Here is a 17,131-nt window from a genome sequence, read left to right as displayed (position 1 = left end):
TAAGGGGTATAATCTTTATGAAGAAATTTACACTCCTTCTTGTAAGCGCATTCTTTACGATGGGGATGGTATCGATGTTGCTTACAAATAAGGAGACGATTGCTAAAACAAAGACAAAAGAGATCATGTTAGCGCATAATCAGCCAACGGAACATCCTGTCCATAAATCATTAAAAATTTTTAAAGATAGATTAGAAAAAGAATCACATGGTCAAATAAAAGTGAATATTTATCCGAATGGTCAGCTCGGTAGTGAGCGTGAAGCAATAGAAATGACACAGACGAATGCAATTCAAATGACTAAAGTTTCGGCTGGGGCATTGGAAAGTTTTTCGCCAACGTATTCATTATTTAATATGCCGTATTTATTTGAGTCAGAAGAAAATTATCGACACGTAATGAAACGTAAAAACGTACAAGACGCTTTCTTTAAATCGACAGGGGACCAAGGATTTTTAGGTATTACTTATTATGATGCAGGTATGCGTAATATCTATACGAAAGACAAAGAAATCAAAGACAACAAAGATTTGAAAGGCTTGAAGATTCGTGTTCAGCCAGGCAAAACAAGTGTAGATTTAATTAAATCGTTAGGTGGCACGCCAACACCGATGGATTATGGTGAAGTGTATACTGCAATGCAATCAGGTGTTATTGATGCAGCAGAAAATAATGAAACATCTTTAACAACGAATAACCATGGTGAAGTTGCAAAAAATTATTACTACACAGAACATGCAACCGTACCTGATATTTTAATCATGAACAAAGAGACCTATGACAGCTTGACGAAACAACAACAAAAATGGTTAGAAGATGCAGCAGATTATTCCACAAAAAAACATGAAGTAATTTGGGATAAAGCAGTGAGCGATGCTAAAAAAACAGCGACAGAAAAAATGGACGTGAAGTTTCACGATGTAGACAAATCTACATTTAAAGCGACTTCAAAACCTCTTCAAGATGAATTTAAAAATAATCCGGATACGAAAGCGGATTATAAACTAATCGAGAAGGAGGAACAGCGCTATGAAAAAAGCAAAGCAAATCATTGATAAATTGTTGTTAACGCTAGCTGGTATAACGCTTTTTGTTATGGTTATTTTATCGGTTTATCAAGTTGCAACACGCTTTATTTTTAACACACCGAGTACGACGAGTGAAGAAATTGTTAGATTCTTGTTGATATGGTTTGGGTTATTGAGTGCAAGCTATGTCTTTGGAATCAAACAGCATATTGCCATTGTATTTATCAGAGAAAAATTGCCTGAGAAAGTACAGTTATACTTGGAAAAGATTTCGGACATTATATTAATTATCGTGGCACTCGTGCTCATGATTTGGGGCGGTTTTGAAGTTGTGAAGTTAACTTGGTCTCAAATCGCGCCGTCAACAGGTTTATCAATGGCTGCAATGTATAGTGCATTGCCAGTTTCAGGAATATTTATTATTTTCTATGCATTTTATAATTTATTTAGTAAAGAGACAATGACTACAATTCAAGCGCGTGATGAGCTTGAAGGCGGTGATGGCTTATGACAATGATTGCGGGATTAGTATTATTCATCACATTCTTCATCTTTCTTATCATTGGCTTACCGATTGCATTAGCGATTATTTTAAGTTCTATTATTACGCTATTATTGATCTTACCATTCGATGTCACTATCGTAACTGCAGCACAGCGTATGGTTACGGGCATTGATGATTTTACGATGTTAGCGATTCCGTTATTTGTGCTAGCAGGTATCATCATGAATAACGGCGGCATTGCATTTAGATTAGTTAACTTTGCGAAGGTACTCGTTGGCAGATTGCCAGGATCATTAGCGCATACCAACATTGTTGGGAATATGCTTTTTGGTTCCATTTCTGGTTCTAGTGTTGCAGCAGCTGCTGCCATGGGTCGTATCATGGGACCAATGGAAAAAGCGCAAGGTTATAAAAAAGAATATTCAGCAGCAGCAAATATCGCTTCAGCACCGTCAGGTTTACTTATCCCACCGAGTTCACTATTGATTGTTTATTCATTAGTCAGCGGCGGGACATCCATTGCAGCGTTATTTATCGCGGGTTATATTCCAGGAATTCTATGGGGTATTGCTTGTATGATTGTTGCTTATGTCATGGCGAAAAAACAAGGTTATAAAGTATCAGAGAAAATTAGTTGGAAAGATAGATTATTCTTAACATTGGATGCATTACCGAGTTTATTTTTAATAGTAGTAGTGATTGGTGGTATTGTCGGAGGAATCTTTACAGCAACAGAAGGTGCAGCGGTCGCAGTTTTATATTCTGTAGTACTTTCGCTAATTTATAAAAGCTTAAAAATCAAACAATTATCCAACGTTATCAAAGAAACAGCTGAAATTAGCGGTATGATTTTATTTCTAATCACCGCTTCGGCGTTATTTTCACTTGTGATGAGTTATACCGGCTTACCGGAAGCAATATCCAATGGCATTATCTCAATGACTGACAATCCAATTGCACTGTTATTATTAATCAACGTTATCTTATTAGTCATTGGTACTTTTATGGACATTACACCAGCAGTACTTATATTTACACCAATCTTTTTACCGATTTCAGAAGTATTAGGTCTTGATCCCATTCATTTTGGTATCATTATCGCTTTTAACTTATGTATTGGTAATATCACACCACCAGTTGGTAGTGCGTTGTTTGTAGGAGCAAGTGTAGGCGGTGTACGTGTTGAATCAGTATTTAAATATTTAATTCCATATTTTGTAGCTTTAATTATTTTAATGCTAATCATTACTTTTATACCACAATTATCATTATTCCTTCCAAAATTATTAGGATTATAGAAAAGGAGCAATTATATGACTTTAATTAATGACAATTTTTTATTAAATAGTAAAACAGCAGTAAAACTATACCAGAAAGTTAAAGATTTACCGATTTATGATTTTCATTGTCACTTAGATCCAAAAGAAATTTACGAAAATAAAAATTATGATAATATTACACAGTTATGGCTAGGTGGAGATCATTATAAATGGCGTTTAATGAGAGCTTATGGCATTGAGGAAGCTTTTATTACAGGCAGTGTTGATGATTTTGATAAATTCCAAGCATTTATGCATATGTTACCGTATGCGATTGTAAATCCGATGTATCATTGGTGTGCATTAGAATTAAAACGCTATTTTAATGAGGATACAGATTTAGATAAAGTGAATATCAGTAAATTATATAAATCATTAAATAAAAAGTTAGCAAAACCTTCACATACACCACAAAATCTAATTAAGCAAAGTAATGTTAAGGTGGTATGTACGACAGATGATCCATGTGATGACTTAAAATATCATAAATTATTAAACGAAGATAGCAACGTTACATTTAAAGTTATACCTACATTTAGACCGGATAGTTATGTTTTCTTAAATCATGAATCTATCAATACAAAAATTGACCAATTGAATCAAGCGACTGATTGCGACATCCAAGATTTAAATACTTATATTGATGCATTAAAAGCACGTGTACATTATTTTGATAGACAAGGTGCGCGCAGTTCAGACCAAAGTTTTGAAAAGACACCTTTAGTAACAGCAACGGTTGACACAGCAACTGAAATTTATAATGCGCTCAAACGCGGCGAACAAGTAACAGAAACTGAACAATATGAATTAGCAGGTTATATATTAACTGAAATTAGTAAAGTTTATGAAGAATTAGGTTGGGTTGTACAATTCCACCTTGGACCAACAAGAAATAATAACTCAAACATGTTTAAAATTACAGGACCAGATAGTGGTTTTGATAGTGTAGGTGAACAGTTGAGTGCTAAAAAATTAAATGCTTTACTAGATCATCTTGAGCAAAATCATGCATTATCAGATACCATTATTTACCCAAATAATGGCAATGATCATTTAATGGTACAAGCAACTGCAGGGAACTTTACAAATAGTCATCACAAAGTCCAACTCGGTGCTGCATGGTGGTTTAACGATACAAAAGAAGGTATGGAACAACATTTAGTAGAGTATGCTAATGTCGGCTTATTATCTAAATTTGTAGGCATGCTCACAGATTCACGTAGCATGATTTCGTATACACGTCATGAGTACTTTAGAAGAATATTATGTAATTTCTTAGGAGATAGAATTGAAAAAGGTGAGATTCAATTATCAGAAGAAACTATCACTCAAATAGTGAAAGATATTTGTTATAACAATGCAGTAAAATTATTCAAAATAGAAGGCGTTGAGGAGGTATAACCATGGAATTATCATTTCGTTGGTATGGGGAAGATGACCCAGTAACATTAAATAATATTAGACAAATTCCAGATATGAAACAAATTGTTACAGCAATTTATGACATTCCAGTTGGAGAAGTTTGGACTAAAGAAAGAATTGCAGCATTAAAACAGTCAATTGAAGATGCAGGTTTGAAATTTGAAGTTGTAGAAAGTTTACCTGTCAGTGAGGAAATAAAGCTTGGTACAGAGAAACGCGATCAACTCATTGAAAACTATAAAACTTCATTGATTAATCTCGCAGAAAATGGTGTTAAAACAGTAACTTATAACTTTATGCCGGTATTTGATTGGACACGTTCACAATTAGACTATGACTTGTCAGATGGTTCCAATACACTGATTTATAACCATGATCAAATTAAAGATATTGATCCACTAACGACGAATTTAAATCTACCAGGTTGGGATGAAAGTTACTCGCGTGAAGAGATGAATCAACTGATTACATCCTATCGTGAAACCTCAGATGAACAATTATGGGACAATCTGAAATACTTCTTAGATGCTGTGTTACCAACTGCTATCGAACATGATGTGGATCTGGCGATACATCCGGACGATCCACCTTGGCCGATATTTGGCATACCACGTATCATTAAAAACAAAGAAAGCTACGAACGCTTATTAGCTATTAGTAATGATACACATAATGGTATTTGTTTCTGTACTGGTTCATTAGGTTCATTAGCAGAAAACGATTTACCGAATATGATTCGTACATTTGGTGATCACATTCATTTTGTACACATGCGCAATGTTAAACGTATTGGTGATAATTCATTTATAGAAACAGGCCACTTATCTAAAGATGGCTCAGTAGATATGAAAGCTGTTACTGAAGCACTGAGAGATATTGATTACAAAGGGACTATCAGACCTGACCATGGACGTATGATCTGGGGAGAAACAGGTAAAGCTGGTTATGGCTTGTTTGATAGAGCTTTAGGTGCAACTTATATTAATGGCTTAATAGAAGGAGTGAGTAAATAATGGCAACACAATTCAAAGATGTTAATGTCGTTATTACAGGTGCGACAGGTGTGATTGGTTCTACTTTTGTCAAAGCACTTGTAGAAAAAGGTGCTAATGTAGGTATATTAGGTCGTTCAGAAGACAAAATTATAGAATTACAAGATGAAATTGATAAAAATAGACAACAAACTGTAGCGCTCGTTGCAGATGTGCTAGATAAATCAGCTTTAGAGCAAGCGAAACAAACATTCAATGATAAATTTGGTGCAATTACAATACTTATCAATGGCGCCGGTGGTAATCATCCTGATGCGACAACGAATGATGAAATGTACGATAAAGCAGGCGACAAAACGTTCTTTGATCTCACAGAAGAAGGTGTAGATAATGTATTTAAATTAAACTATACTGGAACATTTTTACCATCACAAGTATTCGGCAAAGATGTTGTGGCATCTGAAACAGGAACAATTATCAATATTTCATCTATGAACGCCTTTACGCCGTTGACAAAAATTCCAGCCTACAGCGGTGCAAAAGCTTCAGTAAGTAACTTTACTCAATGGTTGAGCACTTATTTTGCAGGGCAAATTCGTGTTAATGCAATTGCACCAGGATTTTTCGAAACAAATCAAAATAAGGCATTGCTAAGAAATGAAGACGGTTCTTATTCAGAACGTGCTCAAAAAATTCTTTCACAAACGCCAATGGATCGTTTTGGTGTACCTGAAGATATTTTAGGTACATTGTATTGGTTAATGGACCATGATATGAGCGGTTTTGTAACAGGTATTGTGGTTCCAGTAGATGGTGGCTTCTCATCATATTCTGGTGTATAAATTAAATAAAATAAATCAAATAAAAATCAACACTTTCATTGTTATAAGGATGAAAGTGTTGATTTTTTTGTTTGATTGTCTGGTTAACATTGTTGTTATTCTATGTGTCATGGTAAGTAATATTATTGCGATATAATACATCTTCTAATTAGGACGGAAAAAATATTTGCTATCAATATGTTTTATTTAATAGGTATTTTTCCAGCATTATACTTAGTTGAAAAATATGGAAGAAGACCTACTTTGATATGGCCCTTCTTGATTACTGCGCTAGCTTTGTTATCATTAGGTATAGTATCTGGTGGCAACGCTCCATTTTTAATGATACTTGTACTATTTATTATTTACGGTATTTTCAATACAGCTATGGGCAGTCATCAATGGATTTATCCATATGAACTATTCCCTACATATGTACGTGGTACAGGTGGAGGTTTTACTACTACTGTGAGTCGATCAGCATCTGCTTTAAGTACATTTTTCTTTCCGATGATTTTAGAAAATTATGGATTAAGTGTAACAATGTATATTTCATCGGCACTATTATTTATTGGTTTTATACTGTCGATTTATATGGCACCGGAAACAAAAGGGAAAAATTTAGAAGAGGCAGGAGCTATTTAGGTTCAAATTTAAAGTGTTGTGGTGTTTTTTAAGCATCGCTAAATGGCCTTGATTTGATTGAATATGATTGTTATATGTTGAATGAAGTGAAAAGTTGACTAGATGAACTGTACTTTCATCCTAGTTACTTTTGTTGGGCGGGACAAAGGAATCTACTAGAAAAGTATGATGTTTGTCTCGCTCTTATTTGCTTCGACATATGTATTTTTAATCTTTTAGCACAATGATTGTTTGTTTTGAAAACCTGATAAATAGTACATAGTAACTAACTTCGAAGGGGATGTATGATCAATGAGTAAAGATAATAAGGCAGCAGTTAAGACTGCGCTCGCTTATCTTAGTTTTATAGTTGGCGCAGGATTTACAACTGGCCAAGAACTTTTACAATTCTTTGTTAACCATGGAAATTATGCATATATTGCAGTGATTCTTACAGGTATTATTGTAACGTTTGCGACTAGGCAAATTTCAAAAATTGGTTATCGCTTGGATGCGAATACATATGAAATTTCATTGAACCATATTTTCGGAAAGTATGTAGGTAAGATTATTGATTATTTAACTATTTTCTTTTTATTTGGCTTAACTGTTGTTATGATTGCAGGCGGCGGCTCTGCACTTTATCAAGGATTTGGGCTTCCAATGTGGACAGGTTCATTAGCAATTGTAATTTTGCTTTTTATTGTGCTACAACTTAGATTTAATAAAATCATGACAATACTAAGTGTAGTGACACCATTTTTAGTCATCGCAGTTTTAGTGATTGCGGGCTATAATATTATCAATCCTACAATTCCATTTTCAGAGGTAGAACATTACACAAAACCATCTAAAACATCTAGTTCCATATGGTGGTGGGATGCGATTGTTTATGGAGGATTAATCATTGGCAATAGCTTTAGTTTCTTAACCATCGTTGGTAGTGATGCTATGAGTCATAAAACAGCACGCAGGGGAGCATTTTATGGTGGCCTATCTTTTAGTATATTGTTATTAATTATGACGTGTGGATTAATGGCTAATATCCAAAACGCTAATAGTGTAGACATTCCTACATTATTATTGGCAAATGATATACACCCTTATATAGGTATATTTATGTCAGCGGTGATGATAGGTGTTATTTTCAATAGCTGTATCGGTATGTTGTATCCATTTTTAAGTAGATTTACACGACCAAGTAGTAAAGGTTATGTTGCACTATTAACAATTTCTTTAATTGTGGCGTTTATCTTAAGTTTTATTGGCTTTGTCGATCTAGTGAATTTCGTGTTTAAAACATTCGGTTATATCGGCCTGTTTATCAGTGCTGCGCTATTAGTTAGATGGGTTTATAATAAATTTAGTGAAAAACGTTTAATGTAATCACTAAAAACATAAATAAAAGACGTATAGTAACCAATTTTGTATATAATTGGACTATACGTCTTTTTTATTTAAGATAGAAAGCTAGTAATTGCGTCGACTAGACTATAAAGACCTAAGAAAGTAACGATTAAAACGACAACAAAACCGATAATATTAAGCCAAATGTTATTGACAAAACGGCCCATTAGATTTTTCTTGTTGATGATAATAAAAATTAATATAGCAACGATGGGTAAAATAATACCATTTAAGGCTTGTGCCACTAATAATACTTCTAATGGTTCAAATCCGAGTGAGGATGTTGTAATACCAATAAGGATAATGACTGCAAAGACAATCTTGTATTTTTTGCTTTCCATGCCACCTTTCCACCCTAATAAGCTGCTTATTGTAGCTGCCGCTCCAGTAGGGGAAGCAATAGCAGATGAAAGCCCTGCTGCAAACAAACCGATGCTAATTGCAAAGGGAGCGGCATCGCCTAAAACAGGTTTGAGTGGACCAGAAAGTTGAATAATACTTTTGACTTCATCACCACGAATTAATGTGGCAGCAGCAATAAGAATAGCTGCTGAAATGATACCACCAACAGTAATCGAAATAATAGTATCCCAACGCGCAAATTTGAGTTCTTTTATACCATTAAAACGTTCGTGTACCGCTGTGGAATGGATGAAGAAATTATAAGGAACTACAGTCGTTCCGATTAATGCTATGACAGTTATTATAGAACCGTTCGGAATTGTAGGTACAAATACACCTTTTAAAATACCAAAAATATCAGGCTTAATGACGATCATAGTTGTAATAAAGATAATGCCCATGATGACCATCAAGAAAATCATTATTTTTTCTAAAAATTTATAATTACCAAATAACCCGATGAGTAAAATAATAAAACCGATAATAGGTGCTACTAGGTTTTCTGGTAAATTTAATAGATATGCTGCACCAAGTGAAGTTCCAATTAAATCGCCACTGATGTAAGCAGCACAACCAATGGTTACAGCTATTAATGTAAACCATACAATAATTAGTTTTCCTACTTTATGGGCAAATAATTCTTGTATCGCTTCGCCTAAACCTTCTCTTGTTACGAGTGATAGTCGAATAATCATTTCTTGGAGCACGATGGTTGCAACAATTGAGAAAACAACAGCCCATAACAGGCTATAACCAAACCCCGCACCACCTTGTGTCATCGTTGTAACGGTTCCGGGACCTATAAATGAAGCGGTGATAATCATACCAGGACCGAGAGATTTAATAATCTTCCTTACATTTTTGACCAATGTCATCACCCCTCATTTATTTTGTGTTATTTAAATAATTCACATGGCCCGCAAGTACATATAATACAGCTGTTGAAACGAAATGGGCAGAGTTTTGGTTAGCGTCTTGCATTGGGTAAACTTCAACATAATCCATACCGCATAAGCCTAATGCACCAAATTCATATATCATTGTTAATAGCTCATAAGAACTTAGTCCATTGCCATCTACTGGCCCGCCTGGATTAAAGGCAAAGTCTAGTACATCACTACATATTGTTAAATACACGACATCTACATCTTTACTCGCCTGTGCATAAATATCTCTAGCATATTGTTTTAAATCCTTAGCAGCTCTAATATCATTGATCGTAAGTGTTACTGCACCAGCTTCTTGAGCGTAACGGCCTGTTTCTGGTTTGTTTCTAGGACCATGAATACCTGTATGAATGATACTTTCATTACGTATACCATCTGTTTCATATAGTCTCATGAATGGAGTGTTACGTGCGTAGGGTTCTCCTTCATAATCGGGCATGTTATCATAATGCGCATCCAAATGTATAATGCCCACTTTTTTACCCGTTTCCGCCAGTGACTTCAGAATAGGGTAAGTGACACCATGTTCACCACCAAAACCAACTAAAAATTTCTCGCTTTCCCATAGCTTTTTAGTGAATTTTTCAATATTTTCGTAGCTTTGTTGATTATTGTGCGCAACAAAAGGCACATCACCTACATCGCCCATTGTTAAATGTTCACTAATATCAATATGGTTTAATTCTGGTAAATATTGACTGTAACGTGCTGAGCAAACTCTAATTTGCTTTGGACCTAATTCAACGCCAGTATAGTCACCCCAAGTGCTTTCACCTTCAAAAGGCGCACCATAAATTATGACATCTGTATCTAAATTATCTGTAGATGTGAGATTTTTACTATTTAAAAAGCATGGTACATTACCATAAATATTGTTTTTCATATTGTATAACCTCCCCTTTGTTGTAAATAAGTATATATTGGATAATTTTTTATTTCAAATAAATTCAGAAAATTCTATTTTTAAACCTTTTGAAAATGAAAATATTTCAATAGGAAAGTATTTTTATATAGAAATATAGTCTGAGAGTAAAAACTAAGGTATAAAAAATAAGCTGATTCAAATTTGAATCAGCTTTTTGCAACATGGAATAGGGAATAAAGTATTATGCCCAACCACGGAAACGCGTTGCTTCAGCCGTACGTTTTAGACCTACAACATAAGCTGCTAAACGCATATCCATTTTTCTATTTTCTGCTAAATCATAAATTTTATTAAATGCTTCAACCATTTTTTCTTCAAGTTTCGTGATAATTTCTTCTTCAGACCAATAATAGCCTTGATTATTTTGCACCCATTCGAAGTAAGATACTGTAACACCACCTGCACTAGCAAGTACATCTGGTATGATTAAAACGTCGCGTTGGGTTAATATTTTAGTCGCTTCTTGTGTCGTAGGACCATTAGCTGCTTCTGCTACAATTTTAGCTTGAATTAAATGGGCATTTGTTTCTGTAATTTGATTAGATAATGCAGCAGGAATCAAAATGTCGCAGTCGAGTTCAAATAATTTTTCATTAGGAATGACGTCTTCAAATAATGGTGTTACACGACCATGTTGTTCTTTTAACGCTAGAAGATGTTCAATATCCAGACCCTCAGGATTATATAAAGCGCCTCGACTTTCTGATATCGCGACAATTTTAGCCCCTTTATCATGCAAAATTTTAGCAATAAAACTTCCGGCATTGCCAAAACCTTGAATCGCTACACGAGAACCTTCGATATTAATATTTCGATGTTTCGCAGCTTCTTCAATTGTGATTACAGCACCTAGCGCTGTGGCTCGATTACGTCCTTGTGAACCACCTAATGAAAGCGGTTTGCCTGTAATAAATGCAAATGCATTTGAGCGGTTGATTTTACTGTATTCGTCCATCATCCAAGACATGATTTGTGGGTTTGTATAAACATCTGGTGCTGGAATATCACTGGCAGGTCCTACAAATTGTGAAATAGCTTTAACATAACCACGTGATAAACGTTCTAGTTCTAAATTACTCATTTCTCTTGGATCACATATGACGCCACCTTTACCACCACCAAAAGGTAAGTTTGTGATGCCGCACTTCATTGTCATCCACATGGATAATGCTTTCACTTCCTCAACATTCACATCAGGATGGAAGCGGATACCACCTTTGGTAGGTCCTACGGCTTGATTGTGTTGTGCACGATAGCCTTTAAAAGTTTTAACAGTGCCATCATCCATACGTACAGGAATTCGTATTTCTAAAAATCTTAAAGGCTCTTTGACAAGTTCATACATACCATCGTCAAACCCTAATTTATGTAAGGCTTCTTTCATAATTTCTTGAGTCGAAGTTACTAAGTTATTGTTTTCTGTCATGTTTATCTCCTCTATCATTACTTCAATGCTTATAAGTTACTTATATATAAATGTTATCGATAATAAGGTATAAAATCAATACATAATGACTGAATTTTTATAAAAGTTTGAAAATTCAATTAATACAAAATATATGATTTTTTGGAGAGAAATTGTCTAGTTTTAGGCTTGGATAGGGGGTGATTATAGCCGAGAACTTTAAGTGATTGCTTATAGTGTTGAAAAACAGCGTCGTATAATTGATTAATTATACTGAAAAATTAATAGATATAGAAAGGTATATGATGTTGTAGATAGTAAAATTTAATGTTACTTAAATATGAGTAATCGTTTATAGTTACAATCGGTTTATAGGGATGAGTAAATGGATAGTAATGATTAAATACATGTATATCTATTAGAAAGGCTATATTTTTTGTTCCACATTGTACTGTGACTTGTCTATCTGAGTTAAGAACTATGCCATAATGTAACTACTTTATTATAGCTGTGAAGCATTAAGAGACATACTTTTTTAACATGAATTATTTACAATTACCATAGACTTTAACACACAACGAAGATATAGCACGCAAATATCATGATGTACAATGAAAGTAAAAATAAATAAAATAGTAATTCACTAATAAACTTTATAGTATAAATGAAGCAATAGTGTAATAACACATTTTTATTTAAAATAATTTTGAAGAATAGTTGTAATTTTCAGAAAAAATAATATTATACAATCAAACATTTTTGATTTATAGTATTTTGCAATTTGAAATTAAGGGGTATGATTTTAAGTTCTATATGTTGATTATGTTTTAAAACAAAGGAATTGGAGCAAATTTATGACAAATAAATTAAACAGAGAGTTAAGCAATAGACACATTCAACTTATTGCTATTGGTGGCGCCATTGGTACTGGCCTATTTTTAGGGGCGGGTCAGTCTATCAGTTTGACTGGACCATCGATATTACTCACTTACATAATTGTAGGTTTTGTTTTATTTTTATTTATGCGCGCAATGGGGGAAATGTTACTTGCTAATACGAAATACAAAACATTTGCAGATATAGCTCATGATCAAATTGGAGCTTTTGCTGGTTTTGTAACAGGATGGACGTACTGGTTAACATGGATAACTTCAGGTATGGCAGAAATTACAGCTGTTGCTAAATATGTAGAATATTGGGTTCCAGATTTACCAAATTGGATTACATCATTAGCTTGTATCTTGATACTCATGACTTTCAACTTAACGAGTACGAAAATGTTTGGTGAGTTAGAATTTTGGTTTGCCATTATTAAAGTTGTGACTATACTAGCACTCATAGTTGTAGGTGTAGTGATGATTATATTTGCGATTCAAACGCCATTTGGAAAAACGAGTATATCTAATATTTATAGTAATGGTGGATTATTTACACATGGTGCTTCAGGTTTCTTTATGTCATTTCAAATGGTTGTTTTTTCATTTACAGGTATAGAAATTCTAGGTATTACAGCAGGTGAAACGAGAAATCCACATAAGACGATACCTAAAGCAATCAATAGTGTGCCTATACGTATCTTATTGTTTTATGTAGGGGCCTTAGCAGTTATGATGTCAATTATTCCTTGGCAAGATATAGATCCGAACAACAGTCCATTTGTCAGCTTATTCGCATTAATAGGCGTACCATTTGCAGCTGGTTTAATCAATTTTGTAGTACTTACTGCAGCATCATCAGCTTGTAATAGTGGTATTTTTGCGAATAGTAGAATACTATTTGGACTATCAGAAAAAGGTCAAACACACCATTTGCTAATGAAGACGAATCATAGAGGTGTCCCTTTTGTTGCAATACTTGTCACTTGTGCATTACTGTCTATAACTGTACTGTTAAATTATTTTATTCCAAATGCGACTCAAGTATTTTTCTATGTAACGGCAATTTCAACTATTTTGTTAGTTGTTGTATGGATGTTCATCATGCATGCGTATGCAAAATATGCGAAATCAAATCCTAACCATCACAAAGAAAGTCAGTTTAAGTTACCAGGTGGTATTCACACTGCAAGATTTGTACAATTATTCTTTGTCTTTGTGTTGTTGATATTATTTATTGTACCTGACACAAGAATGGGTGTTGTATTATCACCAATATGGTTTATCTTACTGGGGCTTATCTATTTTAATTACACGAAAAAAGAAAGAGCGATTCAATCACAAGTTAAAGAAAAAGTATAATAAAAATAATTTTAGGGAATATAACCAAAGTAATGATTACTGATAGGTTATATTCCTATTTTTAGGAGGGAAAAAATGGCAATACAGTATGCTAAAGATAAATCAGGCGTTTATCAAACAATAAATTTGAAAATTAAGAGTGACGTGCATCGTATTTTTGATTATTTAAGTACTACAGAAGGGATACAGCAATGGTTTCCGCAGTTGTCATTTCAAGAACGAATAGAAGGCGGGAAAATGTTGTTTCACTTAGACGATAGTGAAGATTTAGAAATGCGTATTACACATTTCGAACCAAATAAAACGATTGGTTTTACATGGGATATTGGAAAAGTGAAATTTGAATTATTTGAACATCAATCATATGTAGAACTCATTTTTTATGAATATTTACCTTTTGAATTTCCACATATTACATTAGATTTTGCTGGTTGGCAATTTCAAACCGAAAGTATCAAAAGTATTGCCGAAACAGGCAAGCCATTATCACAACAGGATTGTGATTTTGATGCGAAAAAAACTGAAATTGAAGCCAGCTTAGCTGTGATTTAAAGTGAAAGGCATTAAAAATGCTTCCAAAACATAAGGCAAGCAAACGACAGTTCGTTTTCGTTTGCTTGCCTTATTAATGTGATATAAGTATATGGTAGATGACAAATTTTGTTACATCCACATTTAGATGATTAGATTAGATTATAAATGATTATATTAATAATTGTTGTTTTTAGCTGCTTTTTTTCCATGTAATAGGAAATAAAGTACAATTGATAAAATAACGAGCGCAGCCATGGTGATATATAGGTTACGATAACCCATAATTGGAATAATCACACCTAAAATAAATGGTCCTATACCAGCGCCGAAATCTGCAAACATATAGAATGTAGAAGTCGCGAGTCCAATTTTTTTAACTGGAGACTGTTGTATAGCAATAGCTTGTGCGCTTGGAATGATTGTACCATATCCAACGCCAATGAAAATTGCTGAAATAAGCAATAATAAACTTGTGTGTGTTGCGCTTAAAAGTATAAGTCCAAGCATGAAACTAATTAATACTGGATACATCACTTTATTTTCACCGTAATGATCATAAATTTTTCCAGTAAACGGACGTGTAACAAATGTACTCACTGCATATACAATAAAGAAGAAACTAGATGCCGTAGCAAGATTGATTTGTTCTGTATAAACAGTTAAAAATGATAGTACACTAGAATAAGCGATACCAACGAAGATGATTACAACAGATATTGGTAATGCTTCTTTTTGGATATAAGCACTAAGTCCTTTTTCCTTGGAATTATTGTCTGTTGTTGACGGTTCTGCTTTTGGTAACCCTTTGATAAACAATGAGATAACAAAAGCGAAAATAATGACTGCCAAGCTAACGATAAAAATAGATTCAAAACCAAATCTTTGATTTAATATAATACCAGTGAATGGTCCGATTGCTGAAGCGGTCGTTACGCTTAATGCATAATAACCGATACCTTCACCTTTTCGTTTATCTGGAATAATTCTAGATGAAATGGTTCCAGTTGCAGTTGACGATAAACCAAAAGCAATACCATGCAGTAATCTTACGATCATTAATATAAGAAGACTGTTGATTGCAAAGTATAAGCCAACTGTAATAATTGAGAAAATAATACCATATATTAATACTTTTTTAGGCTGCAGATTATCGATAATTCTGCCAGAAACTAAGCGTCCAAATAACATACCGATGATAAATATACCAGCTGCTAAACCACCCATACTTTCTGAAGCGTGGTATTTATCAATTGTAAATATAGTGACAGTGACGATTAATGTATAATGGATTAAATACATTAAAAAGTTTGTCATTGTAATGAAGATAAAATCTTTTGACCAGAGTTTATCGTACATATTTAATACCGTCCTTTAATATAAATTTTTTCAACCATCATTTATTATAATAGATAATGTATACTAATGTATAATTAGAATTTTTTAAGTTTACATAAGCTTTACTGATATAAGGAGGATACAATGAATTTTGAACAATTATCGTATGTTAAAAAGATTTATGAGTTAGAATCTATTGTTCACGCTTCGGAAGCAATGCATATTAGCCAATCAGCGATGAGTCAGTCTATTGCTAATTTAGAGTCAGAGTTAGGGTATAAAATTTTTAATCGTTCACGTAAAGGGACATTGCCAACGGAAGTTGGAAAGCGACTTATACCTTTAATTATAGATATTTTAGAAGCTCAGACGAGTTTATTATCGGAAGTAGAGGCATTGCATAGTAATATCAAAGGTTCATTAAAAATAGCAACGATACCAACCTTATTTAATAAAATTGTACCAAAAGCTTTATCAAATTTTAAAAAAGACTATGCGCATATTGACGTAGAAGTATTTGAAAGTGATAGACAAGAAATTATAAAAATGATTGAAAATAATGAGATTGATATCGGGCTTATAGGAAAAACTGAAAATGAAACTTTTAGTCATCACATCGTCCCACATTCATTGAATTTATCTACTGATTTTAAATTAATTGTACCTAAAAAATCTAAACTATCATTAAAAAGCATGGTTGAAATGGAATCAATTAAACAATTTCCTTTTGTCTTGTATGATCGCAATTTTTATCATAATAATTTTAAAGCATTTGAAGATGAAAATGGTCCATTAAAAATTGTGTTTAGAACGAATAATCCAAGTGTATTGATTAAAACAGTTTCCGAGGGGTTGGGTGTAAGTATTGTATCGAGTTTGATGCTAGAAGATGATCCGTTCATACTTAATGGTTTGATTGAGATGCTTCCCATTGGCTCACCATTTGATTATTATATTTATTTTACAGCTTTAACAAATGTTGATCGCGTGAACGAACAAACCATTCGTACTTTTATTGAGTATTTGAAAAATTAAAGTCCCACTTCCCAATTTATTGGGTTAGTGGGACTTATGCATGAGCGGAAGCTCAGGTAAACCTTTAAAGCACTTCCCAACTTGTTGGGTTAGTGGGACTTATGCATGAGCGGAAGCTCAGGTAAACCTTTGAAACACTTCCCAACTTGTTGGGTTAGTGGGAGTTATGCATGAGCGAAAGCTCAAGTAATTC

15 protein-coding genes are annotated in these 17,131 nt (G+C 33.7%); 11 read left to right on the top strand and 4 right to left on the bottom strand.

The window, feature by feature from the left end; translation table 11 throughout:
- The first annotated feature begins 17 nt into the window (after positions 1-17).
- From JG554_RS11495 to JG554_RS11460, 8 genes are all read left to right on the top strand, one after another.
- Positions 18-1,055 carry a TRAP transporter substrate-binding protein gene (locus JG554_RS11495; protein WP_070657509.1) on the top strand — a complete coding sequence of 346 codons (1,038 nt, stop codon included), beginning with the start codon at positions 18-20 and terminating at the stop codon, positions 1,053-1,055.
- The gene (locus JG554_RS11490; RefSeq protein WP_107360019.1) at positions 1,030-1,539 is read left to right on the top strand and encodes a TRAP transporter small permease; all 510 of its coding nucleotides are present in this window, start codon (positions 1,030-1,032) and stop codon (positions 1,537-1,539) included. Before JG554_RS11495 ends, JG554_RS11490 begins: the two co-directional genes overlap by 26 nt.
- Positions 1,536-2,831 carry a TRAP transporter large permease gene (locus JG554_RS11485; RefSeq protein ID WP_046207232.1) on the top strand — a complete coding sequence of 432 codons (1,296 nt, stop codon included), beginning with the start codon at positions 1,536-1,538 and terminating at the stop codon, positions 2,829-2,831. Before JG554_RS11490 ends, JG554_RS11485 begins: the two co-directional genes overlap by 4 nt.
- Positions 2,832-2,846: 15 nt before the next feature.
- Positions 2,847-4,253, top strand: coding sequence for a glucuronate isomerase (gene uxaC, locus JG554_RS11480; protein WP_040029914.1), 1,407 nt, complete (start codon positions 2,847-2,849; stop codon positions 4,251-4,253).
- Positions 4,254-4,255: 2 nt separating this feature from the next.
- Positions 4,256-5,287 carry a mannonate dehydratase gene (gene uxuA, locus JG554_RS11475; protein ID WP_046207233.1) on the top strand — a complete coding sequence of 344 codons (1,032 nt, stop codon included), beginning with the start codon at positions 4,256-4,258 and terminating at the stop codon, positions 5,285-5,287.
- Positions 5,287-6,108 (top strand): SDR family oxidoreductase, encoded by an 822-nt coding sequence (locus JG554_RS11470; RefSeq protein ID WP_046207234.1) that lies wholly within the window; start codon positions 5,287-5,289, stop codon positions 6,106-6,108. Before uxuA ends, JG554_RS11470 begins: the two co-directional genes overlap by 1 nt.
- Before the next feature lie 177 nt (positions 6,109-6,285).
- Positions 6,286-6,732, top strand: coding sequence for an MFS transporter (locus JG554_RS11465; protein ID WP_107360017.1), 447 nt, complete (start codon positions 6,286-6,288; stop codon positions 6,730-6,732).
- A gap of 291 nt (positions 6,733-7,023) precedes the next feature.
- Positions 7,024-8,097: a YkvI family membrane protein gene (locus JG554_RS11460; protein ID WP_064209867.1), complete on the top strand. Its 1,074-nt coding sequence runs from the start codon at positions 7,024-7,026 to the stop codon at positions 8,095-8,097.
- A gap of 71 nt (positions 8,098-8,168) precedes the next feature.
- On the opposite strand, the gene JG554_RS11455 is transcribed toward JG554_RS11460, so the two are convergent.
- The 3 genes from JG554_RS11455 to JG554_RS11445 all read right to left on the bottom strand — a co-directional run bounded on the left by JG554_RS11455 (position 8,169) and on the right by JG554_RS11445 (position 11,818).
- Positions 8,169-9,344 (bottom strand): Nramp family divalent metal transporter, encoded by a 1,176-nt coding sequence (locus tag JG554_RS11455; RefSeq protein ID WP_371090922.1) that lies wholly within the window; start codon positions 9,342-9,344, stop codon positions 8,169-8,171.
- A 61-nt stretch (positions 9,345-9,405) separates the two neighbouring features.
- On the bottom strand, positions 9,406-10,350 hold the full coding sequence (locus JG554_RS11450) for an agmatinase family protein (protein ID WP_040029920.1): 945 nt from the start codon (positions 10,348-10,350) through the stop codon (positions 9,406-9,408).
- A 223-nt stretch (positions 10,351-10,573) separates the two neighbouring features.
- The gene (locus JG554_RS11445; protein ID WP_046207239.1) at positions 10,574-11,818 is read right to left on the bottom strand and encodes a Glu/Leu/Phe/Val family dehydrogenase; all 1,245 of its coding nucleotides are present in this window, start codon (positions 11,816-11,818) and stop codon (positions 10,574-10,576) included.
- A gap of 833 nt (positions 11,819-12,651) precedes the next feature.
- On the opposite strand from JG554_RS11445, the gene JG554_RS11440 reads away from it, so the two are divergent.
- Together JG554_RS11440 and JG554_RS11435 are read left to right on the top strand one after the other, a co-directional pair.
- On the top strand, positions 12,652-14,034 hold the full coding sequence (locus JG554_RS11440) for an amino acid permease (protein ID WP_064209864.1): 1,383 nt from the start codon (positions 12,652-12,654) through the stop codon (positions 14,032-14,034).
- Between the two features lie 75 nt (positions 14,035-14,109).
- Positions 14,110-14,586: an SRPBCC domain-containing protein gene (locus JG554_RS11435; protein ID WP_040029923.1), complete on the top strand. Its 477-nt coding sequence runs from the start codon at positions 14,110-14,112 to the stop codon at positions 14,584-14,586.
- Positions 14,587-14,742: 156 nt separating this feature from the next.
- Here JG554_RS11435 and JG554_RS11430 read toward each other — a convergent pair whose 3' ends face one another.
- On the bottom strand, positions 14,743-15,924 hold the full coding sequence (locus JG554_RS11430; protein ID WP_070039435.1) for an MFS transporter: 1,182 nt from the start codon (positions 15,922-15,924) through the stop codon (positions 14,743-14,745).
- Positions 15,925-16,047: 123 nt separating this feature from the next.
- Here JG554_RS11430 and JG554_RS11425 point away from each other — a divergent pair, with 123 nt between their 5' ends.
- Positions 16,048-16,938 (top strand): LysR family transcriptional regulator, encoded by an 891-nt coding sequence (locus tag JG554_RS11425; protein WP_040029925.1) that lies wholly within the window; start codon positions 16,048-16,050, stop codon positions 16,936-16,938.
- Positions 16,939-17,131: the final 193 nt, after the last annotated feature.

Source organism: Staphylococcus sp. 11-B-312 (assembly GCF_016743055.1).
In the GTDB taxonomy this organism is placed as follows: domain Bacteria; phylum Bacillota; class Bacilli; order Staphylococcales; family Staphylococcaceae; genus Staphylococcus; species Staphylococcus ureilyticus.
Note: the sequence above shows the minus strand (reverse complement) of the source record. Positions and strands in the feature narration are given on the sequence as shown.